The organism is Candidatus Aquicultor secundus, assembly GCF_002791875.1.
In the GTDB taxonomy this organism is placed as follows: domain Bacteria; phylum Actinomycetota; class Aquicultoria; order Aquicultorales; family Aquicultoraceae; genus Aquicultor_A; species Aquicultor_A secundus.
This window is the reverse complement of sequence record NZ_PFNG01000107.1, coordinates 1,071-23,597: the sequence shown is the minus strand read 5'-3', so window position 1 is coordinate 23,597 and position 22,527 is coordinate 1,071. Positions and strand designations below refer to the sequence as shown.

Here is a 22,527-nt window from a genome sequence, read left to right as displayed (position 1 = left end):
AACTATACCACTGAGTACAACGTTGGACACACCATGGGCTTTGGTATTAGCACTGGAAAGTGGAAAGCACCGGATGATACCTACCCTGCGTTTACACCAAACTACTGGCTAGGTGGATTCTCATGCTTCGACTGCCACAGCCCGCACGCCAACCCGGCGAGACTGCTTGGGTACAATAATACTGGGCAGGCGGTCGGCACAACGTCTGGCGGGAAAATCTACGGTATCTCCAACCCGGGCCACGATATACTGCCAAACGATACAACACATCTCGGCAACGACCCTGTGTACCTCTCGGGCAGTTGGCTCTTAATAAAAAACCCTGATCACGAGCTTGCCTCGTCGGCGGAGAGCAACATCAGTTACTACGACGTTGATCAGGGCTCGGTGGTTTCCACAAGCGTGACGCAGGGCCAGGAGATCAGCGACATGCTCTTTGCTTTCTCTGAGGTAATCAATGGGGAGGCCACTGTTACCTCAGGGCAGCTTTACCAGTTCAGCGCCGATACGGCGTATCCCATCAACAAGCTTCCCATTGATTGGAATGTGCCGATCGGCGGCGCCAACGACGCCTCGTCCCCGCGTTCGGGCTTTACCGTGCGCAACGCCGCCGATAGCATTTGGAGTGTCTCCGAGTTCTGCACCGATTGCCATGACGGCAACGCGGGCCTGCATACGACAGAGGTGCCGGTATTCAGCGAGGACCGTGCGCTCCGCGCAGCGCAGAACAACAGCCCGCCCCCCGATTGGAAGAACAGCTACGACCTGGCGTACGGCCACGACGAGCAATCGCGGCAGCAGTGCAAACGCCAGCTGCGGTTTAACCCGGAGGACGGACAGGACTTTGGGCCAAACTGCCGTAACTGCCATAAGGGCTCAAGCGGGTGCAGGACGTGCCATCAGGAGCCCCTTGCAAATTACACGATAAGCCCGCCCGCATACACTGTGGATAGCGCTACCGCAGCAAACGACGCCCTCGAGCTTTCCACATACTCCGTGTTTTTAACGAGTACTGGGGCAGACAATATGGTCGTCGAAAGCCCGACCTACAAGTTCTACAAAAAATCGCGCACGGTGGATTGGTCGAATACCTGGAGAACGGCATCGGGATTTGTCGCGAGCGGGCAGCGGATGGCGACCGGGCAGGAAAACGCGAGCGGGGTCGGCTCCCCCTGCGCCGATGACGGCTTCAGTTGGCCGCATAGAACATTGGGCTTCAAGATGCTCAAAGACGACCTCTTTGGCCTCGACTTCAACGGACAGCCGATCTCGGTAGGCGACTCAAGACACGACGGGGCCAACGCCTACGCGGTCCACGATCTTGACAGCGTTTGCTTGGATTGCCATAATCCGACGATCTGGAATGCAAGCAGCACGGCCACGCATACCGATACCGCAAGCAATCCCTACAACGATGAGTTGTTGCTCAGGGGATTACCGTAGGGGTCTCTTTTTGTCTTCGAAAATTTTAGCCGGGTTGTCGCGTACGAACTGCTGCGCCCGCTCGAAGCCGACATATCCGGCTGCAACCTCAAGCGCCTCCGTAAAGTCGGGGGCGCGCCGGTCTGGCGCATGGGAATCCGTTGCTAAAATATCGACCTGCCCCCGCTTTAGAAGTTCGATCGCCGTATCAAGGCATGCCCTATCCAGCTCTCCGGTTAAGCTGCTTGAGTTTACCTGGACGATACAGCCAAGGTCGATGTACCTCTTCAAGCGATCCGGTTTCCTTTGGATGTCGTAAATCCTCTCTGGGTGCGCCAGAATGGGGTTCCAGCCATCAATGCGCATTCTGAATATAACGTCCTCGGCGAAGGGCGGAATGCCCTCAAACGGGAACTCAAACAGGATGTAGCTGCTTTCCGCAAGCGGGAGCACCTCGCCCTCCCTCAACTCGCGCGGCAAATCCGGGCTTATCCTTAGCTCATTACCCGGATACACCTCTATCGGCACGCCGTCTTTGCGCAGCTCAGCACGTAAAAGCTTAACGACCGCCATTATCTCGCTTTTTGACGGCCGGTGATAATTATTATGGTGCGGCGTCGCGACGATCTTCGTAATCCCGTTTTTAAGCGCAACCCGAGCCATCTCGACCGCCCCGGAAAGCGTAGCCGGCCCATCATCAAGTCCGGGCAATATGTGATTATGCGTATCGATGTATCCATCCGCCAAGGTTGTTCCTTAGATTTATGTCAGCGGGCTCTTTCTATTATTGTCTGTTTCTTATTCTCCATCAAAAAGCGCTGCTGTCCATTGTTTAAGAGTGATATTTTAGCGAGGTTACTTTTTATGCGCACAAGCGTATATCTTTTGATAGCAATTCCGTAGCATCTTCAGCAGTTAGCGGGTGGCTAACAATATAGCCCTGTACAGCGTCGCATTTAAGGGAGCGCAGGAACTCCAACTGCTCGACTGTTTCCACACCTTCGGCAATCGTTTTAAGTTTAAAGTTATGCGCCAATGTAATGATTGCTCTTACAATTGCAACGTCATCTGAGTTATTTGTAATATCGCGTATAAAAGATTGGTCAATTTTTAAATTATTTACCGGAAACTTTTTAAGGTAGCTAAGGGAGGAATAGCCTGTTGCAAAATCATCAATTGAGATTTGTACCCCAAGCTCTTTTAATCTGCGAAACGATGTGGCTGTGGCATCTATATCTTTTATGATTGCATTTTCAGTAATTTCAATATCCAGGCGCTTCGGACTAAAATTAGTTTCTCTCAGCACTCGATCAACCATTTCTACGAGATCTTGCTGTTGAAACTGCTTTGGTGACATATTTATCGCTATCCGCATAGCCGGAAAACCCGCGTCTTGCCAGATCTTATTTTGCCGGCAGGCTGTTTTAAGCACCCATTCTCCTACGGGTGCGATAAGGCCAACGTCCTCTAAGATAGGAATAAACTCGGTTGGATAAACCATTCCGAACTCGGGGTGCTGCCAGCGAAGTAGCGCCTCCATCCCAAAAATCTCACCCGAGACGAGATCCACTTGAGGTTGATAATATATGACAAACTCTTCCTGCGCTAATGCTTTATATATCCTATTTTCAAGAACTAACCGCTCAGAAGTTTTAGCATTCATGGACGCCGTGTAAAGCTGGTAATTGTCCCTGCCCTGGGCTTTGGCGCGATATAGGGCTGTGTCTGCATTTCTTAAAAGAGTTTGAGAGTCTTTGCCGTCATGCGGATAAATACTAACCCCGATACTGGTTGTAGTGTGAAGCTCGTTACCATCAAAGTTGAAGGATAGCTTAAGAACTTCTCGGATTTTCTCGGTGATTTTCACCACATCATCTTCATTGTTGATTTGCTTTGCAAGCAGTATAAACTCGTCTCCCCCTAAGCGGGCGATGGTGTCATTTTCTCTAAGACATCCTATTAACCGCTCAGCGACTCCTTGAAGCAACTGATCCCCGACAGAATGGCCCAATATATCATTGATGACCTTAAAATTATCAAGGTCAAGAAACATTACGGCGATCATTTCTTTGTTGCGATATGCGTACGATACCGCCGAGTTAAGGCGGTCGGTAAACAAGGTTCGATTCGGAAGACCGGTTAAGATATCATAATATGCCATGTAATTGAGGACTTCTTCTGTTTTCTTGCGGTCAGTTATGTCTTCGAAGCTCTCGACGCCGCCTATAATGTTTCCTTGTACATCTCTTAATACGTCTACATTTTTCGAAAGTACCCGTTCCTCACGGTCTTTTCTTCTGATGATGCATTCTTTGGCCATAATAGGTTTAGTTACATCATGTGCGAAAAGGCCGCACTTTTTTGTACAGGTATTCATAGCAAAAACCGAGCATTTCTTTCCGATTACCTCTTCCAATGAATAGCCTGTTATCTCTTCTGCCTTTTTGTTGAAGCTGGTTATGGTTTTATTTGTGTTTACCGTAAAAATAGCGCTCGGGACCATTCTATATATCTGTTCCATCCGCTCTTTAGCCTCAAGTAGCGCTTGTTCGTTTTTCTTTCGCTTTGTTAAATCTTTTGATCTCTTCGGGTTACTTGGCACCTTGTCTCCTTTTATAGTAGCTACCTATATCGGTACCAAGCACCATGCGCTTAAGTATCAGCACTGTAATAGTTCTTCTTGATTTATCACTTTGGATTCGGGTTTCAAGAGCAAGCAGGGCTTCTGTTTTTTAGTGCACAATAACGCCTTGCTTCTTTTCAAGAATATGGTGTTGGTTGTCGATAAGCTGAATAATGTTCGGGTTGACAGTAGGTGGGTGGCAAGAATGCAAATGGCACTGGGATACAATATTTACGGATATGGTCACATATTTCCATTGATTCTTTCATTGGCGGCGCTTATTTTCTTATTTTCTAACCGGACTGATCTTAAATCTTACCGTTTCTATATTTATTATCTGGTATGTTTATCAGCATTTTTCCTTACAAGTATTCTTTACGTGCTCTCTATGTTTAATATGCCGTTGCTGCATAGCTTGGCCGGGCTACTCGAGTTTGTAAGCATTACAGCCATTGTTTTAGTAGTTCGAAATGATCGCTTAAAGGATGATAGCAATGCTTGATGTGGCTATGCGCATATTAAATATATGTGCTTGCGCAGTTGGTATATATTTTGCGCTCTTCCGGCATGGCAACCCCGATCAAAATAGGCTTCGCTATGTCTTTTTGCTAACTCTTTTCTCTTTTGCTGCCGCTAATGTAATTGCACTGGTGTACGCGTTTACAAATCTGCCTGTTTTTCATCTCCTGTTAAGCTATCCGAGCACGATTATTCCTATGTTGTTGATTGCAAATTTACTCTTAACCATGCAAATTATAGAGAAAAACAGACTTAAAAACAGGGAGAGAAAATTAATTGCTCTCCAACATATCGGAACAAAGGCGACCAATGCCCTTGACCTGCAACAAGTTTCGAAGCTGGCGCTCAATGAGATTCTGGAAATATCGCAATTTGATGGAGCCGCGCTTTACACGTTGGCCAAGAACAAAGATTATTTAGAACTTGTGCGGTCAGAGGGGGTGTTCCGGCAAGCGGTTATAGACCTCTCGGTTCTCCCGGCTAAGGAACTATTCTTTGTCCTTGATTCTGTTGAAAATCGGCTAATAGATATTTGTAATCCCGAATACCGCGGTGTTTTACAAATTTGCGACAAAATGGAGGCTGCCGGCATTAAGAACGCCTTTGCCACACAGCTAGTTAACCAACAGGAGACGGTTGGCGTTGTAGTGCTGACTCGCAGAGACCGTATCGACCTTCAGCTAGATGAACAGCAGTTCATTACTAACGTTGCGACATGGCTCTCCGTTGCGACAAGCAACGCAAAGCTATATGAGGGCCTGCAAACGGGCTATTTGAAGGTCACCCTGGCTTTATCTAAAGCGATCGAGGCAAAAGACCCATATACCTGTGGACATTCAGACAGTGTCGCAAAGTTCTCTGCAAACCTTGCTTCACATTTAGAGCTGAGCAAGTCCGATATCGAAAGAGCTTATATTGGCGGGCTTCTTCATGATATTGGAAAGATTGGTATACCGGATGCAATTCTTAATAAGCCGGGTTCACTAACGGATGAAGAATATGCCATCATTAAAGAACATTCGTACAAAGGCTTTGAGATAACCCAGCCGGTTGATGCATTAATCAATATTTCAGATATCGTTATATACCACCATGAACGCTTTGATGGAACAGGCTACCCCCTTGGGCTTAGCGGGGAGAAGATCCCGCTTCTGGCCCGTATTGCTACACTGGCCGATGCATTCGACGCAATGACGAGCGATAGACCGTACCGAAAAGGAATGCCGGCTGAAAAGGCCCTTGCGATTATTGAACAAAACAAGGGAGCCCAGTTTGATCCGATATTGGCGACCCACTTTATTACCATGGTCGAAGACAAGCAGCAACGTGAGTATGCCGTCGATCTCACCGATGATGAGTTAGCGGTTCTCTTTGATGAGAATGACGAGAACCCCGTAGACAATGAACGGGCTGCCGGATAGGGGCTTTTTTGTGCCATAAAAACAAAATCCCAGACATTCCTACCTGGGATTGGTGGGCCTAGCTGGAGTCGAACCAGCCACCTCACCCTTATCAGGGGTGCGCTCTAACCAACTGAGCTATAGGCCCGCAAACATCATGCATTGTAGCGCATGGGCACGGCCATTTCCAGAGCCAGCTACATATTTTACCTGTCCGGTCAGAAAATATCAAGGCCGCCATTGCGGCTGCTCTCAATGGCATGGGAACCCCTCGGGGTTGATTAATAGGTTAAAACTTTGTTATTGTGAGCATATAGCTATAAGGCACGATTTTGGCGGTGATACCTTGTTTGAAATGGAAGTTCACGGCGTCAACCTTGACATGTTGACAAACCAGCCGGTCATTATACTAAAAGACCTCAAATCAAATCGCTACCTCCCAATCTGGATAGGACAATTTGAAGCAACCGCTATCCTTATGGAGGTCCAGGGAATACACCCGTCGCGCCCGCTTACCCACGACCTGCTTAAGACCATCATCGATACGCTAAGCGCCCAAATAACCCGTATTGTAATCAACGACTTAAAAGAGGGAACGTTTTACGCGCAGATCCACATGTCGGCGAATTCAAACCAGCTGCAAATCGATGCCAGGCCAAGTGATGCGATAGCGCTTGCGGTGCGATCCAATGCCCCGATTTTTGCAGATGAGGGCGTTTTAGATCAGGCCGCGATAACGAGCGAAGACGGCGAAGAGGAAGAGGTTGCCCGCTTCCGTGAGTTTCTGGAAAACGTAAAGCCGGAGGATTTTAAAGAAGGGTCTTAAGACGCTAGAAATGCACTTCCCCTAAAACCTCCAGCCTTTTTATCGTACCGCGTGGAATAATATGAAAATCATTATGGCGGTATCCGCGACCTCTGTTGGTGAGGTCATAATCCTGAACCAACACAACGTAGTCCTCGGTTTCTTTCCAGACCAAGCCCACGGTAATCTTGGAGAGCCTGAATATTTCAAAATCATCCGGTATTTCGACACGGGAGTACGCGGTGATATCTTCCCACCACACCGCCGCCACATTCTTTATCTGCAGCTGCTCTAAGTCGTCGTCTTCGCCAAGGAAGTCGACATCGGGCGACTCACGGGTGTCCGTAAAGGTTTCCTCAGAAACCGCCTTTCCGCTCATGTTAGATGGTAGATCTTTCAACGCGTAATTCTCCTTTTATCTAAAATACATTAAATTAGCTATGGTAACTATGGTCTGAATCAATCCGGCGGCACAGACGTCCCTGTCAAAATTCTAAACTTTGACACCTGCGCTGTCAAACAATTTGTGATAAATAACTGCAGGTCAGTGTCCTAGTTAGCGACCCGTAAAGCTTCATGGCTGCGGTTGGTTGTCCTATAAAAGAGCCACTGTTTTACTTACATTAGCCTTATATGTTTTATGCACGTAAGGGGCGGGAATATAGACGTAGACACGCGTTCTACCTGCTACGGTGGCGCGGCTCAGGAAGGCGGTCAAGCCTGTATGGAGATAATTAAAAAGGCTGTCGGGGAGACACCGGTCATCGAAGTCCATGGGCAGATTGATCTTAGTAACTGCTATAAGCTACATGAGGCAATAAACGAAGAAATAGAAAAGGGTAACTACTTTATGGTTGTTAACCTGCACAAGATCAGCTATATCGATAGCTCGTGCCTCGGGGTTCTGCTGGGCGGGCTTGAGAAAGTCAAAAAGAAGGCCGGGGCGCTGGCGGTTGTAGGCAACCCATTAGTCGACCGGGTGCTGACCCTAACCGGCCTCACCCGCATCTTCCCTTTCCACTCTACGGTAAACGACGCGATAGCAAATCTCAAGAAAATTAAATCGAAAGATTAGAAGCGCGCACGATCTCTCTAATAAAGCTAGGACGGAACATTCTCATTAAATATCTCCGGGGATATCGCGTCGACGGGTAAATCCTGTGTGATAATCTGTTTTACGGAATAAAAAGGAATTAGTATTTCGGTTCCATCGGCCAGGTCAACACGTACGAGGTTTTCTGACGGGGCGCCGACCGATAAGCTTTCGGCTCTAAATTGCCGCTCTTCCCCGTCAGTAAACAAAACGGTTGAAATAAGCAACGCCCTCTCCTCCACTATCCGGATTTATCTCTCTACAAGGCGTTATTACCCCATTGGCCGCAGGTTAAATCATATGCGGTATGCTCCGATATCTCGAATGCCTGCACAAAGCTCTCCGGAGCATAAGTTATTACGTAGCTGACGGGTCCTGATCGTTGTTCTGGCCATCCTCCAGGATGTCCTTGTGGTCATCCCTGTCGATAACCAGCGCCACGGCACTCACCTTGTCGCTGTCATTAAGGTTCATGATCGTAACACCCTGAGTATTTCTACCCATCTGCGAAATCTTATTAATCGGCGTCCGAATAACAATGCCTTCGCTCGATATAACCATCAACTCGTAGTTTTCCTGGACCATCTTTGCCGCAGCGATCTGGCCGCGCGCCGATGTTTCTTTAAGAGTCTTTACTCCCTTGCCGCCGCGCCTTTGCAGCGGGTAATTGCTCATTGGCGTGCGTTTTCCAAAACCGTTTTCGGTTACGATGAGAAGGTCCGACTCGTCCCGTGCAATTTCAATTGCCAAGACCTCATCGCCTTTCGTGAGAACCATACCCTTGACACCTATCGCCGTTCTGCCCATCGGCCTAACATCGGTTTCGTGGAAGCGTATCGACATACCGCCTCGCGAGACCAGGATGACGTCCTCTGAGCCCTTGGTGGTCTTCACGCCGATGAGTTCGTCGCCCTCGCGCATGGTAATCGCCAGGATGCCGTCACGGCGCGACGTGTTGTATTCGATAAACGGAGTCTTTTTAACAATGCCGTCTTTGGTCGCCATTACCAGGTACTGGTTTTGTTCAAAACTCCTGGTTGATATGACTGCGGCAATCTTCTCGTCCGCAGTGAATGGCAGGATATTTACAACCGCCTGTCCCCGTGCCGTTCTACTAGCAACCGGAAGCTCGTGAACTTTAAGCTTATAGACCTTTCCTTTGTTTGAGAAGAACAATATATAGTTGTGCGTCGAAGAGATGAAGAGATGCTCGACGAAGTCGCCCTCTTTCAGATTTGTGCCGGTAACGCCCTTACCGCCACGCGCCTGTTTTTTATACGTCGTTGCCGGCAGTCGCTTGATATAGCCGGAGTGGGTGATGGTAATAACCATATCCTCCTCGGCTATAAGATCCTCTATCTCAAGCTCGGTCGTATCTATTGTAATCTGGGTGCGTCGCTTGTCTGCATATTTTTCTTTTACCGAGAGAAGCTCGCCTTTAATAATTCCAAGAAGAATGCTCTCATTCTCCAGGATGCTTTTTAGATACGCGATCCTTTTAACGAGTTCCTTGTGCTCGTCTTCGAGCTTCTGCCGCTCAAGAGCGGTCAGTCGTTGCAGGCGCATATCAAGAATTGCCTGCGCCTGGATTTCTGAAAGCTTAAACTGTTTCATCAAACGCTGGCGGGCCTCATCAACGTTCTTTGATCCCCTGATGGTCTTTATGACCGCATCAAGGTTGCCGAGTGCGATCAAGAGCCCTTCGACGATATGCAGCCTATCCTGGGCCTTCTTAAGCTCAAACTTTGTACGCCGTATAATAACGTCTTTCTGGTGCTCAAGATAATATTTTAGAACCTGCGCGAGGTTCAGCACTCTCGGTACACCGTCAACCAGGGCGAGCATGATAACGCCGAAGCTTACCCCGAGCTGGGTGTGTTTATAGAGTTTATTTAAAACCACCTGGGCTACGGCATCGCGCTTAAGCTCTATTACGAGGCGCATGCCGCTTCTGTCCGACTCATCGCGCAAATCGCTGATCTCGGTGATTTTTTTGTCTCGAACCAACTCGGCGATTTTTTCGGCAAGCCGGGCTTTGTTGACCTGATATGGCAGCTCAGAGACGATTATTCTCTGTTTTCCCTGCTTGGTCTGCTCGGCGTGCGCTTTTCCGCGCACTTTAATGCTGCCGCGCCCGGTTAGATATGCCTCATTAATGCCGCTTCTACCCATAATTATGCCGCCGGTTGGAAAGTCCGGCCCCTTGACGTACGTCATCAAATCGCGCACGTCGATCTCGGGATTCTCTATCATAGCGACAACGGCATCGATTACCTCGCCAAGGTTATGCGGGGGGATATTGGTCGCCATACCAACCGCGATACCCGATGACCCATTCACCAACAGGTTTGGGAAGCGCGCCGGCAACACCAGCGGCTCCTCCAGGGTCTCGTCGAAGTTCAGGACAAAATCGACGGTGTCTTTTTCTATGTCGCGAAGCATCTCGGCGGCAAGCTTTGAAAGACGTGCCTCCGTATAACGCATGGCGGCCGGCGAGTCGCCGTCGACCGAGCCAAAGTTTCCGTATCCATCAATAAGTTCATAGCGCTGCGCGAAGCTCTGGGCCATGCGCACCAGTGAGTCGTACACCGCGGTATCGCCGTGCGGGTGGTACTTACCTAAAACCTCTCCGACGATACGGGCGCACTTCTTATACTGGCTGCCCGGGCGCATCCCCATATCGTGCATGGCATAAAGAATTCGTCTGTGCACCGGCTTTAGGCCGTCGCGTACATCGGGCAGCGCCCGCCCGACAATGACGCTCATCGCATAGTCGATATACGAGCTTCGAAGCTCGTCTTCTATTTCAATTGTTTCTACTCTGCCTGCTAAGGCATCTACCATTTCTATGATTCTCCTTCTAACTAACTCTTAGATATCCAGGAACCGCACGTCTTTTGCGTGTTTTATTATATAATCCCGCCTCGGCTCGACCTTGTCCCCCATAAGAATGGAAAAAATCTCGTCGGCCACGATGGCGTCTTCCATATTTACCTTCAGCAGCGTTCTCTTCTCCGGGTTCATCGTCGTGTCCCAGAGCTGCTCGGGGTTCATCTCTCCCAGACCTTTATAGCGCTGCACGTTCGGGTTTTTATTGAGCTTGTTGAGATATTCCTCAAGCTCTCTGTCTTTATAAAAATATTTTGTTAAGCCGTCATGCATTATCTTGTAGAGCGGTGACTGCGCGATATAGACGTAGCCGGACTCGATCATCGGCAACATATAACGGTAGAAGAACGTTAAGATGAGGGTTCTAATATGCGCCCCGTCAACGTCGGCATCGGTCATAATTATGACCCTGTGATAACGTGCATTGCCGACGTCGAAGTCCTCGCCGATACCGGTTCCGAGCGCGGTGATGATAGCTAATATCTCCTCGCTGCTCAGTATCTTGTTCAGCCTGGCCTTTTCGACGTTTAATATTTTTCCTTTAAGCGGCAGGATCGCCTGAAAACTCCTGTCCCTTGCCTGTTTTGCCGAGCCGCCCGCCGAATCTCCCTCGACCAGATATATCTCTGAGAGCGATGGGTCTGTCAACGAACAATCGGCAAGTTTTCCAGGAAGAGACGTGCTCTCAAGCAGGCTCTTTCGCCTGGTCAACTCGCGCGCCTTGCGGGCGGCGGCCCTTGCGTGGGCGGCCTGGATGGTTTTACTTATGATGAGCTTTGCCGTTGCGGGGTTTTCTTCCAAAAACTCGTCGAGTTTGCTTCCAACCGTGCTCTCAACGAGCCCCCTTATCTCGGTATTTCCAAGCTTTGTCTTTGTCTGGCCTTCAAACTGGGGCTCGCGCAGCTTTACGCTGATTATCGCCGTTAGCCCTTCTCGAATATCCTCGCCGGAGAGGTTCTCTTCTTTTTCTTTTAAGAGGCCCTTCTTTCTTGCGTAGTCGTTTATGGTTCTGGTTAGCGCGGACCTAAATCCCGAAAGGTGCGTTCCTCCTTCGTGAGTGTTGATGTTATTGGCAAACGTAAACACGCTCTCGATGTAGCCGGTGTTGTATTGCATTGCAACCTCCACCTGACTGCCGCCATCGCTGCTCTCGAAGTAGATGACCTTTTTATGAAGCGGCTCTTTCGTACTATTAAGATGCTTAATAAAATCGGTGATACCGCCGGAATATTTATACTCTACCATCTCGTGTGGTTCGACGCGTTCATCGATGAGATCGATTTTCAAATCCTTGTTAAGAAAGGCCATCTCGCGCATCCTTTGGCGGATGGTATCGAAACTGAAATCCAGCTCTTCAAATACGGTTTTATCCGGCAAAAAGGTGATCTTTGTACCGGTTTTCTTGGATTTTCCTACCTCTTCAAGCGCGGTCGTCGGCTTACCATATGCAAACGACTGCCGATATACCTTGTCGTCCCTACTAACTTCAACGGTAAGGCTTTCGGATAAGGCGTTCACAACCGAAACACCTACGCCATGAAGGCCGCCCGATACTTTATATCCCTCGCCGCCAAACTTTCCGCCGGCGTGTAAAACGGTTAAAACTATCTCGACCGCGGTCTTTTTATATTTCGGTATAACACCAACCGGGATGCCCCGGCCGTCGTCGCTTACCTCTATGATATTTCCTTCTTTTATCATTACGACAATGTTCTTACAATAGCCGGCCAGCGCCTCATCGATGCTGTTATCGACCACCTCATACACGAGGTGATGGAGGCCTCGCGGGCCGGTGCTGCCGATATACATTCCAGGACGTTTTCTTACCGCCTCTAATCCTTCTAAAACCGTTATGTCTTTAGCGGTATATGTAACGCTCACTATATTTTCCCTCATTTCTCAACTATTAGGGTGTGTACGCAAAGAAACGGCCGGTAAAGCCGTTTTATAACTTCACAATTATAACACATTTTTAAGTGTTTTTGTGGGTCTATCCGCCTTCAACCTCCACGATTTGCCTTTATAATTACCGTCCGTGTTCACGCAACGCCAGTTGCTTCTGCCTCCACCTTTCAAGCTTTTTGTTCTTTACCAGGAGACGAAGCACGCGCTCTTGCAACTCGGCCGGCTCTAGGCCCCCCACCAGCTCTTCTGTGTGTTCTAAATCGTTCTGGGTAAGTTTTATCGAGCTGATATCGGGTGAGTCTTCGTTATTATCTTGATTGTTATCCTTTATAATAAGCGGGCCGTGGATAAATCTAATTTCATGAACCGTGTGCGACCCAAGAAGCGCGTTTATTTGTTTTTTTATCTTGGAATCCAGAACCTTTAGCTCCTGCGCCCATGCAGGACTCTTCGTTTTTATATACAAGATGCCGTTTTTAATCTTCTCCGGCGCCGCGTTGTCACTTATCGCGGGCCCAACAACCTGCGCCCACAGAGAGAGAACCTTGCTCTCTTCCAGTTTTGCCCTCATCTCTTCGTTTGAGGTTAGTTCTCGAATCGTTTCGCCAAGCCCATACAACATGTACTTGTTTCTCCCCCATGCCGGCCTATCCATAATTATCTTTATTTTAGCCTATCTTAATAATGTTCGACGCATCTATATCCATCTCTTTTAAATATTCAACATTAGTGCTGGTTACAATCACCTGGACCCCATCGTTAATATACTTCAGGAGCGCTTCGCGTCGCGCCCTATCAAGCTCCGACATAACGTCGTCCAGTAATAAGACCGGATAATCTCTGGTAAGTTCCGTAATAATTGAAAGTTCGGCCATTTTAAGCGCAAGGGAAGCGGATCTCTGTTCTCCCTGTGACCCGAAAGTTCGAAGGTCGATGCCTGCGGCAAATATGCCGACGTCATCTCGGTGCGGGCCGACCAGGGTCTGCCCCCGCTCTATTTCGGCCTTTCTTTTTTCTTTTAGAAGCGACAAATAGTGTTCTTCTGTCTCTCCGTCTTTTATCCCCTCTTTTAGGAGTTGATTTTCATAAATAAGTGAAAAGTTGACATCACTTTCCGTTATGTTTTTATATGCCCGATCCGCTCGTTCTTCAAGCTTATAGATGATATCACGCCGGGCTATCGTTATCCGTGAACCGGCTCCGACAAGCTGTTTATCCCAATAATCGATGACATCGGCCTTCATCCTGCCGACGAAGACTTTTTTCAGAAGCATATTTCTTTGTTTAAGAATTTTGGAATACTGCTGCCGCCAGTAGGAATAACCCGGCCCTGTTTTCTCGAGTATCTCGTCGAGGTAGGCCCGGCGGGTCTCGGGCATTTCTTTTACTATCCTCAGGTGGTCCGGAGTAAAAATAACGGTGATTATGGGGCGTGCCTTCATCTGCTCTTTTTTGCTTGCGACGCCGTTTACTTTAAGCTGTTTTGAACCATCCTTAAAGATAGACGCCTCGATTAAAAGTTCCCGCTCGAGGCGCTGAACCGTTGATTTTACTATGGCGAACTCCTCATCCCACTTGATGAGTTCCCGGGCGGTACTTGTCTTATGGGATTTTCCGTTTTCTAAGAAATAAAGTGCTTCGAGCAGGTTTGTCTTTCCGGCGGCGTTTCTGCCGATTATAAAATTCAGTCCTTCGTGTATCGTAACGCTAAAATTGGAGTAATTCCTATAATTAACGAGCTGTAACTCTTTTACATACATTTCTATTCTTTAATGGTAACCTTAACGGTATCATTCCCTACGGTTACGACGTCTCCCTCTTTTAATTTATAGCCCCTTCTTCGTTCGACCTGGTTATTTACTTTTATTTCCCCTTCTTGAATACGTATCTTTGCCTCGCCACCGGTCGATACCAAGCCTGCATGCTTTAATAGCTGTTCGAGTCGTGTCCCCGGCCGCACGGCAATGGCATTCACGCGATTATCCTATCCGAACCGGCATAACAAGGTAAATAAAATCCTGTGCCTTTGCCGGTCGCACCAGGCCCGGTTTAAGCGGGTTGTTAAGCTCCAGATACACCTGTTCCTCGGAAATCGAGTTGAGCCCGTCGATTAAATACTGGGCGTTAAATGCGATCTCCATCCCCTCTCCTGCGACTTCGGCCGGAAGCGCTTCATCCGCCGATCCTACGTCCGCGGTCATTGCCGAAAGCTGCACTTTTTCCTTATCTATCCTTATTTTAATTAACGCGTTGTTCTGAGCCAACAAAGAAACCCTTCGCAGAGAAGCAAGGAAGTCGTCCTTCATCAACTTTACCCTTGTCTCACAATTGTCGGGCAGCAGTTGCTGGTACGGCGGAAAGTTTCCTTCAATAAGCCTTGAAACCACAACGGTATCGTTCATCTTAAAATATACCTGATTTTTAGCAAGCCCTATCTCAATATCCTCATCGCCGCAAATCTTTGACACCTCATCCATACAGCGTGCGGGGATGATCACCTTCATATCATCAGCTTTAGCCCCGTCAACGGCAGTCTCGTTTATAGAAAGCCGATAGCTATCGGTAGCTACCATCTTCAGCCTTCCCTTATCGATTGTCGTCAATATGCCGCACAACACCGGGCGGGTCTCGTCTTTTGATACCGCTTTCATAACCTGTCTAATCGCCGAGGAAATTTTTTTTCCCGGAACCTTTATCGTTTTTTCCGCCTTCGTCTCCGGAAATTTCGGAAAATCCTCCGCGGAAAATGCTTTTAAGCTAAAGAGCGACGAGCCGCACGTAATCCTTACATTGCCGCTTTTGTTGTCGATGTCCAGCTCTACTTTCGCATCGGGAAGATTTTTAACCACATCACCCATAAGGCGTGCCGGAAGAACCGCTGCATCCGCGTCTTCTGCGCTAATCGGGAGCCTGTATTTCATAGACAACTCGAGGTCTGTTGAACACAGGTTGAGATACCCATCTTCAACAACAAAAAGAATTCCTGACAAGATAGGTAAAATGCTTCTCGATGAAACCGCCTTTTGTATAGTTTGCAAGGCGGTATTTAATTCACCCTGCGTTATACTTATTTTCACATGTGCCTCCTTCTATAAAAGAATATAAAGTATGCTTAGTCGTAATAGTAAGTGCTGTTAATTGTGTTAATAACCGCCATAAGCGCTCATAGAGCGGTTATTTTTATTGTTAATTACTTAACAAATAAGTTGTGTAAAATGTTAGGCGAATCGTGCTGCCATAATAATTAACAAAGTTATCAACAACTTTTATACCTTTTTATGTTTTTTGTTTTATGCGATTTGTTAGTTCTTGAACCTGGTTATAAACCTCCCGCTGTGTGCTAATCATCTTACTTACCTTGGTGTTCGCATACATGACGGTTGTATGGTCTCTTCCCCCGAACTCTTCCCCTATTTTCGGAAGGCTGAGATCGGTAAGTTCTCTAGCCAAATACATGGCGATTTGGCGGGGGTAGACGACCGATTGCGAGCGTTTGTTTCCAACCAGCTGAGATTTCGAAATATTAAAATATCGGCATACTTCCGCCTGGATTGTTTGAACAGAGATCGGGCGGCTTGCATGGTTTGGAAAAATGTCCTTTAAGACATCTTTGGCCATGGTTATATTTACCGGCGCCTTTGTAAGCGACGAAAACGCGATGATTCGGATAAGCGCGCCTTCGAGTTCGCGGATGTTCGATTGTATTTTAGAAGCTATAAACTCGAGGACATCGTTCGAAACAGACAGCTTTTCAATCTGGGCCTTTTTGTGAAGAATCGCGATCCTAGTTTCTAAATCCGGCGGCTGGATGTCGGTAATTAGTCCCCCCTCAAATCTGGAGCGCAGTCTGTCTTCAAGGGTTGCAATGTCTTTTGGCGGCCGGTCGCTTGAAAGGACTATCTGTTTATTCGCCTCGTGTAGCGTGTTAAACGTGTGAAAAAATTCCTCCTGCGTCCCCTCTTTGTTTTCAAGGAATTGGATATCATCAACAAGCAGGATGTCATTATCGCGGTAACGCTTTTGAAAACCTGAAATTTTATCTTTGTCGCGAATGGATGCGACAAAGTCGTTCAAGAATTTCTCGCAGGATACGTAGCGCACCTTTAAACCGGGGTGGTGATTGATAACATAGTGGCCTATTGCCTGTAGAAGATGCGTCTTTCCAAGCCCCACACCCCCGTAGATAAAGAGAGGGTTATAGGCTTTTGAAGGTACTTCAGCCACCGCTAATGCCGCAGCGTGTGCAAACCGGTTACTCCCGCCTATAACAAACGATTCAAATGTGTAGCGGGGGTTAAGTGCTGTCGGTTGGCTTTTCATCTCGCCCTTCTTGTGCCGGGTGTTTTCGGGCTCTATTGAGAGTTGCTCCGCCTCATCGGCAACAACCTTTATTTGTATCTCCTCGCCCAGAACTTGAAAAAGCGCATCGGCAATGAGGCTGCTGTAGCGTGTTTCGAGCCACTCTTTGGTAAACGGGTTTGGTGCAGAGATGATTAATTCTTCCGCCTCGATCTGCACGGGACTCGTATTCTCAAACCAGGCCTTATAGGTAGGTGTGTTAAGCTGTTTCTTTATTATTTTAAGGGCTTGACCCCAGATAATATCAAGCTGGTTTTGCAAGAAAATCCCACCTATGAATTTAAAATGTCATCCAAATATTCGATGCCGATGGATGTAAGAACTCTTTTGCCCTGCTCGTCCGCAGAAATTAACGACTTCTCCTCCAAGTATATCAAATCTCGGTATGCTGTGCTAAGGCTGATGCTAAGCTCACCGGCTATCTTTGAGGGACCGACGGATCCGAACTCCATAATAAGGAACAGGACCTGCTTCTGGCGCTTATTTAAGTCAAAGCTGATGGGGGTTTGTGCCTTTGTCGCCTCATCCGGCACGGGCTGAGCGCCGGGTACTTTTAGTGTTATAACCGTCCCGTGGTCCAGGTTGTCCTCTATGGTGAGCGCACCACCGAGAAAATAGAGAGCCTCCTTGGTTATAGGAAGGCCCGAGCCAACGCCTTTTATATAATGTTTCATCTCCGAGGTTGCCGTTGAGAAGCCCGGCTCAAATGCCTTTTCCTTATTCTTTATTCCCGGGCCCTGGTCTGAAATCCTTACGGTGTTGCCGTTATCGAGCACGCTTATGACAACCTCTTTAAAATAAGCGTGTATGAGATTTTCAATAATTTCGCGAAGTACCGTGTACGGTATATTTCCGCCGATTTCTTTAGATGACTGGTAGGTCTTTGTGGCCAACAGATTTATAAACTCATCATAATCATCGGCGCCGAGTTCGATGATGCGTGGCGCAGCCATGAGGGAATCATATACCGCAAGGCGTGCGGCAATCCGCTCTTGAACTTCCATAGCAGGCGTGTTTTCCGGGGACGTCGCCTCTTGCCCTGAAGCGGGTGTTTTCAGCCTCTCCTGTTCCAAATTATCGACGAACCGCTGAAAATAGTTTTCCATTCAATATCCTTTATTGGTATAAGGGCCGTATTTATCCCCTAGGTTATCAACAACACCTTCATAAAAACCAGCAGAGCAAGGCCTCTCTGTGCAGCTAGTTTTTATATTTATCACACCGGCCGCTAAAAAATGATAAGGTTTTCAATGCTCCCTGAAAGGGCGAAAACGTGCAATAATTTAAAAGTTATCCACAGCTCTTTCCACATGTGTGGAAAAGTGTTGAAAACGGATTTACCCGCTTTCTTGAAAACCTAGTAGACGACGTGATAACCAAATATTAACTTTTCAAGAGACGGTTGCAAAGAAAAAACAGCGCATTCCTGTGGAAAACTTTTATTTTTAGAGGTTTTCACTGAAAAAACCTCTTGAGTCACATATTTGAAGGGAAGATAAAAGTAGCCCATAAACGACGTCTATAATTATACTGTTAACCAGCAGTTTTAATAAGTATCATCATGTGATAAATTATAACAGACGCATATTTGTGAAGTAAACAAGCGAGCTATAAGGGCAGGCAGGATGGATGAAAATAAAGTTATCAACATTATCCACAGCCCTTCAACGGAGAACGACAGGGAATTCGTTACCCGTGTTGTCGCATATAAAAATCTACTCAAAAGAGATTACCTTGACATATATATACAGGCAACAATATAATTATGGCTGTTCTTTTTTTATATAAGGAGAAAAGATGAAACGGACCTATCAACCAAACACGAGAAAAAGAAAAAAGACGCACGGCTTTAGAATCAGGATGAGGACTAAGGCCGGTCGTAGAGTGATTGCGAACCGCCGCCGGAAAAATAGAGATAGATTGTCGGCGTAAAACGGTTAACATGCGCAAGGAAGCACGGATAACTTCCGGCAAAGACTACAAGGACGTGTACCTCAACGGAAAATCTGCGGCCAATAAGTACCTCGTAGTCTATTTTTTAAAGAAGAGGGAAAGAGGGCTCCGCCTTGGGATCTCGATATCGCGAAAAGTCGGCTCTGCCGTAATCAGAAATAGAATAAAACGACTTTTAAGGGAAGCTTTTAGACATAACGAAGCCGAGATTAAACAAGGGTATGACATAGTGTTTATAGTGAGGCAGCCGATAAAAGGAAAGTCTTTTCACGAGGTTGAAAAGGCTTTTATTGATATTCTTTTGAGAGTAGGGCTCATAGAAAAAAGAGATGAAACAACTAGCGATAGCATTGATTAGACTCTATCAAAAATTTATATCGCCCATGCTTCGGCCATCGTGCAGGTATTATCCCACGTGCTCAAGCTACGCGCTCCAGGCCATCGATAAGTATGGCTTTTTTAAGGGGGGCTTTATGGCTACGAGCCGCATATTGCGCTGCCATCCTTTTTCTCCCGGAGGCTACGATCCAGTAAAGTAATTAAGGAGGCATTTTAATTTGGGCAGCATTTGGCAAGGCCTGATAGATATACTCGCGGCAACGCTAACTTTCTTCAACGCGTACGTCCACAGTTATGGCGTAGCGATCATATTGTTAACCGTCGCGGTGAGGATATTTATTCTTCCGCTAACAATTAAACAAACCAAATCGATGTATGAAATGCAAAAACTCCAGCCGAAACTGAAGGAGTTGCAGGAGAAATACAAAGACAACAAAGAAAAACTCCAGCAAGAGATGATGAAATTTTATTCGGAAAACAAGGTAAATCCTTTTGGTGGGTGTCTGCCGTTGATTCTACAGTTGCCGATATTTTTCGCGCTGTTTAGAATGTTGCTGAGCAATAAAGAACTTTTAAATGCAACATCGCTTGGTCTGCAGCTTGGCCTCAAGCCAAGCTTGGCGTTAGCGCACGGTGTGGTCGTGTTCATACCGTACCTGATTCTAATTATCTTAATGGCGGTTACGACCTATCTGCCTCAGAAAATGATGGCGACCGATGCTCAACAACAAAAGATGGGTCTTTACATGGTGCCGCTTATGGTATTTTTTGCATGGAGTCTGCCGGCAGGTGTTTTAATATATTGGGTAACAACAAATATTTGGACCATAGCACAGCAATATATAACCCTAAGGCTTGCAAAAACGTCGGAGGTTAGTTAATGACAACAGTTATAGAAAAAGAAGGCAGCACGGTTGAAGAGGCGATCAAGGTGGCACTTAGCGAGCTAGGCGTTGATCGCGCTGACGCGAAAGTGGAGATACTAGAAGAAGAAAGCAAGGGCTTTTTTGGAAGGCTCGGTGCCGGGAAGGCCAGGGTGCGGGTATCCGTCATCGATAAGGGTGTTCAAACGATAGAGTCGCTAATCAAGGAAATTATGGAACACCTGGGTGTCGACGGAGATGTCGCGATACACGAAACCGACGACGCGATAAAAATAGATATCACGGGCGGCGAACTCGGGTTGTTGATCGGAAAGCGCGGTGAGACACTGAGCGCGATTCAAACGATAGCCAATGTTGCGCTAAGAAAAGCGGGCGCGGAGAAGAAACTCCTGGTCGATATCGAGAATTACCGGCAAAGACGGGCGGAGAGTCTTGAGGAAATGGCGAAGCAAGCAGCCGAAAAGGTTGTGCGCACGGGCCGAGTGGTCGTATTAAGACCCATGAACGCTTATGATAGAAGGATGATTCACCTCGCGCTACAAGACAACGACAAGGTGTTCACCGAGAGCCAGGGTGAGGAGCCGGATCGGCTGGTAAAAATATTGCCGAAAGCATAAAGCTTAATCAGGCAAGGTTCATTATATAATCGAAGCACCCGGCTCTATCCGACCGGGTGCTTTTTAGTTAGAAAAAGGGCCGGGATGAAGTGCTAACTTTTAGTTAACAATTGTTAGTTAATAATTAACACTTGGCCGTTCACGTTGGCGCTTGTTGCATGCGCATAATGCTTTTATACATAGAATGTTTTAATATTAATGACGTGGTGAAAATGATGTTTTACGGGAACGACACGATAGCGGCAATATCAACAGCAGTCGGCGAGGGGGGAATCGGCATCATCCGCATCAGCGGAGATGCCGCGATATCTGTTGCCGAAAAGGTAGTAAAAAAGCGCAAAGGGGCGGGGCTTGGCGCGCTGCAAAGCCACAGCATGTTTTTGGCCTCGGTGGTTGATCCTGTAGACGGCTCTCAAATTGACGAGGCGCTTGTTTCTATAATGAGGGCCCCTTATACGTATACCCGCGAAGACGTTGTTGAGATAAACTGCCACGGAGGGGTTATGGCCCTTAGAAAAACACTGGGTGCGGTGCTTAGCGCCGGCGCGCGGGCGGCAGAGGCAGGAGAGTTTACAAAACGCGCATTTCTAAACGGCCGCATTGATTTGACCCAGGCTGAGGCGGTTATCGATACCATCAGGTCAAAGACCGACGCAGCGCTAAAAGCCGCCGTAAGCCAACTCGAAGGGGGCCTATCAGAAAAAATACGAGGGGTGGCCGAGAAGGTTGCCGATGTGCTTACGCAGGTAGAGGCCGCCGTCGATTTCTCTGATGAGGACATCGAGACGTTGCCCGCTACGGTATTGTTTGATCTGCTTAACGAGACAAATCATGCGATAGAGCAACTTCTTACAACCGCCATCAGGGGCAGGATGATCAAAGAAGGCGTAAGAACGGCAATAATAGGAAAACCTAATGTTGGAAAATCAAGCCTCTTAAACGCACTGCTACGAAAAGAGCGTGCGATCGTAACACCGATTCCGGGAACCACGCGGGATGTCATTGAGGAAACGATAACCATCAAAGGAATTCCGCTGGTCCTACAAGATACGGCCGGCATTCGGGAGGCCTCGGACGAGGTCGAGAAGATCGGCGTGCGTTTCGCACAGGAAGCCATAAGATCGGCGGAAATCGTGCTGTTTGTAGTGGATGGAAGCCGGCAGATAACGGCTGAAGACACGCGGCTCCTTCATGAGGTTGACGGAGAACTGTTGATTCTAGTGGTAAACAAATCCGACCTGCCGCCGGCATGGTCGGCGCAAGAGCTCGCATTACCCGATAGATTTAAGGCCAGGGTGGAGCTTTCTGCGCTGAGCGGGGACGGAATCGAAGTGCTGGAAGAGACGGTTGAAAGGATGCTTCTTGCAGGAAGCCTTGATGCGGCCGGCTCGGCTATCGTTACAAACGCGCGCCACGAGCAGCTCTTAAAGCACGCACAAGCCGGGGTTAATGAGGCGATGGAGCTTATTAAAACAGGGCGGCCGGAAGAAATTATAGCGACCGTTCTGCGCGACGCGCTGGATAATCTGGGAGAAATTACAGGAGAGACGGTTGGCGATGATGTCCTCGGAAGAATATTCAGCCAGTTTTGTATAGGAAAATAAATTAAGACAGACCGAGCAAACATGCTTAAGCCCGGCAACCCTCAGCCCGGTGCACTTGCGCCAAATGTTCTTGTGGCAGGGGTATTTGGCACCGATGGTTTGTCGATGAAGATGT

General features: G+C 47.7%; 24 protein-coding genes and 1 tRNA gene. 12 read left to right on the top strand and 13 right to left on the bottom strand.

The genetic code is table 11. From position 1 onward, the window contains the following. A partial coding sequence (locus tag COY37_RS04605) for a hypothetical protein (protein WP_286976392.1) occupies window positions 1–1,443 on the top strand: 1,443 nt, incomplete at its 5' end. On the opposite strand, the gene COY37_RS04600 is transcribed toward COY37_RS04605, so the two are convergent. Then, complete coding sequence (locus tag COY37_RS04600) at window positions 1,435–2,169, bottom strand: tyrosine-protein phosphatase (protein ID WP_286679401.1); 735 nt, start codon at window positions 2,167–2,169, stop codon at window positions 1,435–1,437. The genes COY37_RS04605 and COY37_RS04600 overlap by 9 nt on opposite strands. Window positions 2,170–2,284: 115 nt before the next feature. Further along, window positions 2,285–4,024 carry a sensor domain-containing protein gene (locus COY37_RS04595; RefSeq protein WP_286679400.1) on the bottom strand — a complete coding sequence of 580 codons (1,740 nt, stop codon included), beginning with the start codon at window positions 4,022–4,024 and terminating at the stop codon, window positions 2,285–2,287. 226 nt (window positions 4,025–4,250) lie between these two features. Here COY37_RS04595 and COY37_RS04590 point away from each other — a divergent pair, with 226 nt between their 5' ends. Next, complete coding sequence (locus COY37_RS04590; protein ID WP_286976388.1) at window positions 4,251–4,547, top strand: hypothetical protein; 297 nt, start codon at window positions 4,251–4,253, stop codon at window positions 4,545–4,547. Beyond that, the gene (locus COY37_RS04585; RefSeq protein WP_286976386.1) at window positions 4,540–5,985 is read left to right on the top strand and encodes an HD-GYP domain-containing protein; all 1,446 of its coding nucleotides are present in this window, start codon (window positions 4,540–4,542) and stop codon (window positions 5,983–5,985) included. Before COY37_RS04590 ends, COY37_RS04585 begins: the two co-directional genes overlap by 8 nt. Before the next feature lie 50 nt (window positions 5,986–6,035). Here COY37_RS04585 and COY37_RS04580 read toward each other — a convergent pair. Beyond that, window positions 6,036–6,112: transfer RNA gene (locus tag COY37_RS04580), tRNA-Ile, on the bottom strand. 207 nt (window positions 6,113–6,319) lie between these two features. Between COY37_RS04580 and COY37_RS04575 the strand changes: the two genes are divergently transcribed. Then, on the top strand, window positions 6,320–6,790 hold the full coding sequence (locus COY37_RS04575) for a bifunctional nuclease family protein (RefSeq protein WP_286679404.1): 471 nt from the start codon (window positions 6,320–6,322) through the stop codon (window positions 6,788–6,790). 4 nt (window positions 6,791–6,794) lie between these two features. Here the strand turns inward: COY37_RS04575 and COY37_RS04570 are convergent, their stop codons facing one another. Further along, entirely contained in the window at window positions 6,795–7,169 is a 375-nt protein-coding gene (locus tag COY37_RS04570; RefSeq protein WP_286679397.1) for a hypothetical protein, read from the bottom strand. 324 nt (window positions 7,170–7,493) lie between these two features. Between COY37_RS04570 and COY37_RS04565 the strand changes: the two genes are divergently transcribed. After that, window positions 7,494–7,844 (top strand): STAS domain-containing protein, encoded by a 351-nt coding sequence (locus COY37_RS04565; RefSeq protein ID WP_286679396.1) that lies wholly within the window; start codon window positions 7,494–7,496, stop codon window positions 7,842–7,844. 26 nt (window positions 7,845–7,870) lie between these two features. Here the strand turns inward: COY37_RS04565 and COY37_RS04560 are convergent, their stop codons facing one another. From COY37_RS04560 to COY37_RS04520, 9 genes are all read right to left on the bottom strand, one after another. Beyond that, the gene (locus tag COY37_RS04560) at window positions 7,871–8,089 is read right to left on the bottom strand and encodes a hypothetical protein (protein ID WP_286976383.1); all 219 of its coding nucleotides are present in this window, start codon (window positions 8,087–8,089) and stop codon (window positions 7,871–7,873) included. A 130-nt stretch (window positions 8,090–8,219) separates the two neighbouring features. Then, complete coding sequence (gene gyrA, locus COY37_RS04555) at window positions 8,220–10,706, bottom strand: DNA gyrase subunit A (protein WP_286679394.1); 2,487 nt, start codon at window positions 10,704–10,706, stop codon at window positions 8,220–8,222. A 27-nt stretch (window positions 10,707–10,733) separates the two neighbouring features. Next, window positions 10,734–12,647 carry a DNA topoisomerase (ATP-hydrolyzing) subunit B gene (gyrB, locus tag COY37_RS04550; protein ID WP_286984537.1) on the bottom strand — a complete coding sequence of 638 codons (1,914 nt, stop codon included), beginning with the start codon at window positions 12,645–12,647 and terminating at the stop codon, window positions 10,734–10,736. Window positions 12,648–12,777: 130 nt separating this feature from the next. Further along, complete coding sequence (locus COY37_RS04545) at window positions 12,778–13,311, bottom strand: DciA family protein (protein WP_286976379.1); 534 nt, start codon at window positions 13,309–13,311, stop codon at window positions 12,778–12,780. Between the two features lie 13 nt (window positions 13,312–13,324). Further along, a complete protein-coding gene (gene recF, locus COY37_RS04540; RefSeq protein WP_286679391.1) occupies window positions 13,325–14,416 on the bottom strand; it encodes a DNA replication/repair protein RecF in 1,092 nt (363 codons plus the stop codon). 2 nt (window positions 14,417–14,418) lie between these two features. Continuing rightward, on the bottom strand, window positions 14,419–14,631 hold the full coding sequence (locus tag COY37_RS04535; protein WP_286679390.1) for an RNA-binding S4 domain-containing protein: 213 nt from the start codon (window positions 14,629–14,631) through the stop codon (window positions 14,419–14,421). Window positions 14,632–14,635: 4 nt separating this feature from the next. Further along, on the bottom strand, window positions 14,636–15,733 hold the full coding sequence (dnaN, locus tag COY37_RS04530; protein WP_286679389.1) for a DNA polymerase III subunit beta: 1,098 nt from the start codon (window positions 15,731–15,733) through the stop codon (window positions 14,636–14,638). Between the two features lie 199 nt (window positions 15,734–15,932). Continuing rightward, window positions 15,933–17,276, bottom strand: coding sequence for a chromosomal replication initiator protein DnaA (gene dnaA, locus COY37_RS04525; protein ID WP_286679388.1), 1,344 nt, complete (start codon window positions 17,274–17,276; stop codon window positions 15,933–15,935). 11 nt (window positions 17,277–17,287) lie between these two features. Further along, window positions 17,288–18,121 (bottom strand): ATP-binding protein, encoded by an 834-nt coding sequence (locus COY37_RS04520; RefSeq protein WP_286679387.1) that lies wholly within the window; start codon window positions 18,119–18,121, stop codon window positions 17,288–17,290. Between the two features lie 519 nt (window positions 18,122–18,640). Here COY37_RS04520 and COY37_RS04515 point away from each other — a divergent pair. From COY37_RS04515 to mnmE, 7 genes are all read left to right on the top strand, one after another. Then, window positions 18,641–18,778, top strand: a complete 138-nt coding sequence (locus tag COY37_RS04515; RefSeq protein ID WP_286679386.1) for a hypothetical protein — start codon at window positions 18,641–18,643, stop codon at window positions 18,776–18,778. A gap of 34 nt (window positions 18,779–18,812) precedes the next feature. Further along, a complete protein-coding gene (rpmH, locus tag COY37_RS04510) occupies window positions 18,813–18,947 on the top strand; it encodes a 50S ribosomal protein L34 (RefSeq protein ID WP_286679385.1) in 135 nt (44 codons plus the stop codon). Between the two features lie 10 nt (window positions 18,948–18,957). Beyond that, the gene (rnpA, locus tag COY37_RS04505; protein WP_286679384.1) at window positions 18,958–19,326 is read left to right on the top strand and encodes a ribonuclease P protein component; all 369 of its coding nucleotides are present in this window, start codon (window positions 18,958–18,960) and stop codon (window positions 19,324–19,326) included. Beyond that, entirely contained in the window at window positions 19,298–19,507 is a 210-nt protein-coding gene (yidD, locus tag COY37_RS04500) for a membrane protein insertion efficiency factor YidD (protein WP_353682485.1), read from the top strand. Before rnpA ends, yidD begins: the two co-directional genes overlap by 29 nt. Window positions 19,508–19,525: 18 nt before the next feature. Beyond that, window positions 19,526–20,188 (top strand): YidC/Oxa1 family membrane protein insertase, encoded by a 663-nt coding sequence (locus COY37_RS04495; RefSeq protein ID WP_286679382.1) that lies wholly within the window; start codon window positions 19,526–19,528, stop codon window positions 20,186–20,188. Further along, a complete protein-coding gene (jag, locus tag COY37_RS04490) occupies window positions 20,188–20,808 on the top strand; it encodes an RNA-binding cell elongation regulator Jag/EloR (protein ID WP_286679381.1) in 621 nt (206 codons plus the stop codon). The genes COY37_RS04495 and jag overlap by 1 nt, the downstream gene beginning before the upstream one ends. A 212-nt stretch (window positions 20,809–21,020) precedes the next feature. Further along, complete coding sequence (gene mnmE, locus COY37_RS04485) at window positions 21,021–22,412, top strand: tRNA uridine-5-carboxymethylaminomethyl(34) synthesis GTPase MnmE (RefSeq protein WP_286679380.1); 1,392 nt, start codon at window positions 21,021–21,023, stop codon at window positions 22,410–22,412. Window positions 22,413–22,527 lie beyond the last annotated feature (115 nt).

Coding starts and splice junctions, on each gene's coding strand:
- COY37_RS04590 (WP_286976388.1), top strand. CDS start 4,251: ATGCAAATGGCACTGGGATACAATATTTACGGATATGGTCACATATTT.
- COY37_RS04585 (WP_286976386.1), top strand. CDS start 4,540: ATGCTTGATGTGGCTATGCGCATATTAAATATATGTGCTTGCGCAGTT.
- COY37_RS04575 (WP_286679404.1), top strand. CDS start 6,320: ATGGAAGTTCACGGCGTCAACCTTGACATGTTGACAAACCAGCCGGTC.
- COY37_RS04565 (WP_286679396.1), top strand. CDS start 7,494: ATGGAGATAATTAAAAAGGCTGTCGGGGAGACACCGGTCATCGAAGTC.
- gyrA (WP_286679394.1), bottom strand. CDS start 10,706: ATGGTAGATGCCTTAGCAGGCAGAGTAGAAACAATTGAAATAGAAGAC.
- gyrB (WP_286984537.1), bottom strand. CDS start 12,647: ATGAGGGAAAATATAGTGAGCGTTACATATACCGCTAAAGACATAACG.
- COY37_RS04545 (WP_286976379.1), bottom strand. CDS start 13,311: ATGGATAGGCCGGCATGGGGGAGAAACAAGTACATGTTGTATGGGCTT.
- recF (WP_286679391.1), bottom strand. CDS start 14,416: ATGTATGTAAAAGAGTTACAGCTCGTTAATTATAGGAATTACTCCAAT.
- COY37_RS04520 (WP_286679387.1), bottom strand. CDS start 18,121: ATGGAAAACTATTTTCAGCGGTTCGTCGATAATTTGGAACAGGAGAGG.
- COY37_RS04515 (WP_286679386.1), top strand. CDS start 18,641: ATGGATGAAAATAAAGTTATCAACATTATCCACAGCCCTTCAACGGAG.
- rpmH (WP_286679385.1), top strand. CDS start 18,813: ATGAAACGGACCTATCAACCAAACACGAGAAAAAGAAAAAAGACGCAC.
- rnpA (WP_286679384.1), top strand. CDS start 18,958: ATGCGCAAGGAAGCACGGATAACTTCCGGCAAAGACTACAAGGACGTG.
- yidD (WP_353682485.1), top strand. CDS start 19,298: ATGAAACAACTAGCGATAGCATTGATTAGACTCTATCAAAAATTTATA.
- jag (WP_286679381.1), top strand. CDS start 20,188: ATGACAACAGTTATAGAAAAAGAAGGCAGCACGGTTGAAGAGGCGATC.
- mnmE (WP_286679380.1), top strand. CDS start 21,021: ATGATGTTTTACGGGAACGACACGATAGCGGCAATATCAACAGCAGTC.